Origin of the sequence: Nocardioides sp. CPCC 206348, assembly GCF_048654705.1 — a bacterium.
In the GTDB taxonomy this organism is placed as follows: domain Bacteria; phylum Actinomycetota; class Actinomycetes; order Propionibacteriales; family Nocardioidaceae; genus Nocardioides.
The window spans coordinates 135,067-140,061 of record NZ_JBMCZA010000243.1; the positions used below are offsets into that span (position 1 = coordinate 135,067).

The following is a 4,995-nucleotide window of genomic DNA, read 5'->3' on the forward strand; positions in this document are numbered from 1 at the left end:
CGGGCCGCTGGGCGGGCCGGAGGGGGGCTGCGGCGGGTAACTCATGGGGGCTCCTGTCGTCGTGACATCCACGTGCGGCGGCTTCCTACCCAGCGGCACGTGGTGCGAACCGGACGATCCCGGGATTCGAACGATCAAAAGATCCGCACCGTGGCGAACGCCTCATCGGGGTGACCGGCGCCGATGTGCGTCAGCGCGCGAGCGGTGTCATGGTGGCTCCCACGCGGACGACGGTGTCCACGGATCAAACGATTCGAACCCCGGGAATTGCCGGGTGGGCTGTGGGGTAGCGTGCCCACACCTTTAACAGGACCGAAAGGCTGGCGAGAAGCATGGTGGATGTGGAGCGGACGCTCGATGAGGCGGGCCTCACGAACCCCCACGTTCGGGAATACGTCGCACACTGGGCCGGGATCACCGGCGCCGACCGGATCGAGGTCGTTTCGGCGGCTGACGACGCCCGGCTGGTGCAGGAGTCCCTCGAGGCAGGCGAGCTCCTTCCCGCCGGCGAAGGCCTCTACTACTCCCGGTCCTACTTCAAGGACACCGCCCGCGCCGAGGAGCGCACGATCGTCGCCACCAGCGACGAGGCGGACAAGGGCATCTACAACAACTGGCGCCCGTCCTCGGAGATGAAGCCGAAGCTCGTCGAGCTGATGACCGGCGCGTCGGTCGGCAAGACGATGTACGTCATCCCCTACCTGATGGCGCCGAAGGGCTCCCCGCTGCAGAACTTCGCAGCCGGTGTCGAGCTCACGGACAACCGCAACGTCGTGCTCCAGATGATCCGCATGGCGCGGGTCGGAGTGGAGTACATCAACGACCTGGGCGACTCGTTCGTCAAGGCCGTCCACGTCACCGGTGACCTGGAGAACCTCGGCCAGGGCACGCCCGACGACAAGCGCTACTTCGTGACCGTCGCCGACGAGCGCACGATCCTGCATTTCGGTTCGTCGTACGGCGGCAACGCGCTCCTCGGCAAGATCGCCCACGGTCTGCGCCAGGGTTCCTACGACGGCTGGAAGAACGGCTTCCTCGTGGAGCAGTTCATGCTGCTCGGGATCACCGACAAGGAGACCGGCAAGAAGTACAACATCTGCGGTGGTTTCCCGTCGGCCTCGGGCAAGACGAACCTCGCGATGACGCTGGCCCCCGACGCCCTCGGTGACCGGTACTACGTCGAGTTCTACGGCGACGACATCGCCTGGCTGTGGGTCGGCGACGACGGCAAGCTCTACGGCATGAACCCGGAGAACGGTGTCTTCGGTGTCGCCAAGGACACCAACGAGAAGACCAACCCGACCGCGATCGACTCGATCGTCCCGGGCACCGGCGCGATCTTCACGAACGTCGCCTACAACTCCAAGACGCAGGAAGTCTGGTGGGAAGGCAAGAGCGACAAGCCGACCGACCTCGACGGCTGGGAGGACTGGAAGGGCGACATCATCGCCGACCGGTCGCCCGAGGACGCCGACGCTCCGTGGGCGCACCCGAACAGCCGGTTCACGACCACGCTGGCCAACGTCCCGAACGTTGCCAAGGACTTCGAGGACCCGCAGGGCGTCGAGATCCACGGCATCATCTTCGGTGGCCGCACGCGTGACCGCGAGCCGCTGATCCGTGCGATCAAGGACGTTGCCGAGGGTGTCTACGACGGCCTGACGCTGGGTGCCGAGGCGACCGCTGCCGCAGACGGCCTCGAGGGCGTGCTCCGCTACGACCCGATGTCGATGCGTCCGTTCATGTCGTACTCCGAGGCCGACTACGCCGCACACTGGCTCGAGGTCATCGGCCGCGCGACGACCAAGCCGATCTTCGCGCACGTCAACTGGTTCCAGCGGGGCGAGGACGGCCGCTTCCTGTGGCCCGGCTACCGCGAGAACCTGCGTCCGCTGAACTGGCTGATGGAGTTCCTCAACGGTGAGGTCGAGGGCGTGCAGACCCCGGTCGGCGTCCTGCCGAAGCGCGAGGAGCTCAACCTCGAGGGCATGGACGAGCAGGCGCTCGCCGACCTCGACACGCTCCTCACCATCGACGTGCCGCGCTGGCAGCAGGAGATGGGCTTCCGCGAGAAGCACCTCGCGCAGTTCGAGGGCCTGTCGGACGAGATCTGGGCCGCGCACCGTCGCGTCGCCGAGGCGCTCGAGGCCTGATTGAGCCGAGTGCAGACGAGCTTGCTCGTATGCCGAGGCGATTGAAGGCAGCAGCACGAAGTGCTGCACAACGCGTAGTCATCTGGACTGAATCAGCGCCCCGGCTCTCGCCAGTCGGGGCGCTGGTTCTTTTTTCGTCGATCCCCGTTCAGGAGCGGGCGATCGCCCGGCCTGCCGCGCGACCGGAGAAGATGCAGCCGCCGAGGAAGGTGCCCTCGAGCGCGTTGTAGCCGTGCACCCCACCGCCACCGAACCCGGCGACCTCACCGGCGGCGTACAGGCCGGGGATGACCGCACCGGTGCGGTCGACGACGCGTGACTCCAGGTTCGTGGCGATCCCGCCGAGCGTCTTGCGCGTCAGGATGTTGAGCCGTACGGCGATGAGCGGGCCCTTCTCCGGGTCCAGGATCTTGTGCGGCTTCGCCACCCGGATCAGCTTGTCCGTCCGGGACTGCCGGGCGTTGTTGATGGCCATCAGCTGGAAGTCCTTGCTGAACGCGTTGTCGAGCTCGGCGTCGCGGGCCTCGATCTGGCGGCGCAGCACGTCGGCCGCCACGTGCGGGCCACGCGCGGGCGAGTCGCCGTCGACGATGCCGTTCATGCCGTCGACGAGCTCCTCGAGGGTGTCGGCCACGACGAAGTCGACCCCGTGCTGCTTGAACGCCTCGACGGGACCGGGGGCACCCTTGGCGACCCGCGACTTCAGCATGAACTTCAGGTCCTTGCTGGTGATGTCGGGGTTCTGCTCGGAGCCGGAGAGGGCGAACTCCTTCTCGATGATCGCCTGGGTGAGGACGAACCACGTGTAGTCGTACCCGGTCCTGCCGATGGCCCCGAGGGTGCCGAGGCTGTCGAAGCCCGGGAAGTTCGGGGCGGGCAGGCGCTGTCCGGTGGCGTCGAACCAGAGCGACGACGGGCCCGGGATGACGCGGATCGCGTGGTCGGGCCACACGGGGTCCCAGTTGTGGATGCCCTCGGTGTAGTGCCACATCCGGTCGGAGTTCACCAGCCGCGCACCGGCCTCCTCGGCGATCGTGAGGCCCCGCCCGTCGACGTACGCGGGGACGCCGGAGATCAGGTGGGTCGGCACCGGGCCGAGCCGCTCGACGGGCCAGTTGGCGCGGATCATCTCGTGGTTGTGGCCGATGCCGCCGGTGGTGACGACGACGGCGGGAGCCCGGTGCTCGAACTCGCCGACCTCGACGCGGGACGAGGCGAACCCGCGCTCGGTGTCGGACTCCTCCAGCGTGGCGCCACGGATGCCGACGACCGCGCCGTCCTCGGTGACGAGGGAGTCGACGCGGTGCCGGAAGGCGAACCGCACCAGGCCCTGTTCCTCGGCGGCGAGGACGGGTTCGACGAAGATCCGGACCACCTCGGGGCCGGTACCCCAGGTCAGGTGGAAGCGCGGGACCGAGTTGCCGTGGCCGGCGGCGTCACCGCTGCCGCGCTCGGCCCAGCCCACGAACGGCAGCGACTTGAGGCCCAGTGCGCGCAGGTAGTCGCGCTTCTCGGTGGCGGCGAAGTCGACGTACGCCTTCGCCCACTGGTGCGCCCAGTGGTCCTCGCCGGGGGTGCCGTCCTCCTGCGGTTCGATCCGGTCGAAGCCGGCCGAGCCCTGCCAGTCCTGCCACGCCAGCGCACGCGAGTCCTTGATGCCCATCCGGCGCTGCTCGGGGGAGTCGATGAAGAGGAGGCCGCCGAGCGACCACCAGGCCTGGCCGCCGAGGTTGGCGCGGTTCTCCTGGTCGATGACCAGCACCCGCTTGCCTGCCTGTGTCGCCTCGTAGGTGGCGACGAGTCCGGCGAGGCCGGCTCCCACCACGATCGCGTCCGGTACGAACTCCTGCAGCGCTGCGTCCTTGGTCACGACGGGAGCCTGCCACACGGGACCCCGGAACCGGTGCGAGTGGGTCGCACCACATCTGCTTGCTGGCAACGGTAACGAGTTCTAGTTTCAGTAGGTGGGGACTGAAAATGACGCGGTGGCGCGCTACGCCCGTTTTGTCGTACGACGGGCCGGCTGGGTCGTGCTGGCCTGGCTCGCGCTGACCGTCGTGATGAACGTGGCGGTGCCGCAGCTCGAGGAGATCGCCGGCCAGGACTCCTCGCCGATGGTGCCGCACGACGCGCCCTCGATCCGCGCCGTCGCGTCGATGAACAGCGCGTTCAGCAGTGGCGACGCCCAGAGCTTCATCGTGGTGGCGATGGAGCGGACCTCCGGCCTGACCGCGGCGGACCAGCGCTATGCCGAGTCCCTGGTCACCGACCTGACGACCGACGAGAAGGACGTCACGTTCGTCCAGGACGTCCGCCAGCCGGAGCTGCGCAAGGCGCTGACGAGCAAGGACAAGCAGGCGCGCTACCTGCTCGTGGGCATCACGGGAGCGACCGGTGCGCCGGCGTCACTGACGCAGGTGGCCGCCGTACGCGAGATCGTCGACGAGAAGGCGCCCGACGGGCTGACCGTCGAGGTCACCGGTCCGACGGCGACGGTCGTCGACCTGGCGACGGAGACCGAGCACAGCGTCGGACGGATCACGATCGTGACCATCGTGATGATCGCGCTGATCCTGTTCCTCATCTACCGCTCGTTCGCGATCCCGATCATGATCCTCACGGTCGTGGGCATCGGGCTCGGCCTCGGGCGGGCAGCGGTGTCGTTCTGCGGGTTGCATGACCTCTTCGCGGTCTCGACCTTCAGCGGGTCGTTCCTCACCGCGATCATCCTCGGCGCCGGAACGGACTACGCGGTGTTCCTGGTCGCCCGCTATCACGAGGAGCGCCGCCTCGGCACCGAGCCGACCGCAGCCGCCGCCATCGCCGCGTCGCGGATCGGCGG

The 4,995-nt window shown here is 68.3% G+C and carries 3 protein-coding genes; 2 read left to right on the top strand and 1 reads right to left on the bottom strand.

The genetic code is table 11. The annotated features are described in order from the left end of the window. Window positions 1-332: 332 nt before the first annotated feature. Window positions 333-2,153: a phosphoenolpyruvate carboxykinase (GTP) gene (locus ACOADB_RS29045; RefSeq protein WP_378607482.1), complete on the top strand. Its 1,821-nt coding sequence runs from the start codon at window positions 333-335 to the stop codon at window positions 2,151-2,153. A 148-nt stretch (window positions 2,154-2,301) separates the two neighbouring features. Here ACOADB_RS29045 and ACOADB_RS29050 read toward each other — a convergent pair whose 3' ends face one another. Then, window positions 2,302-4,023, bottom strand: coding sequence for an FAD-binding dehydrogenase (locus ACOADB_RS29050; protein ID WP_378607484.1), 1,722 nt, complete (start codon window positions 4,021-4,023; stop codon window positions 2,302-2,304). A 94-nt stretch (window positions 4,024-4,117) separates the two neighbouring features. Here ACOADB_RS29050 and ACOADB_RS29055 point away from each other — a divergent pair. After that, window positions 4,118-4,995 (top strand): MMPL family transporter (locus ACOADB_RS29055; protein WP_378607487.1); only part of this gene is annotated, 878 nt, incomplete at its 3' end.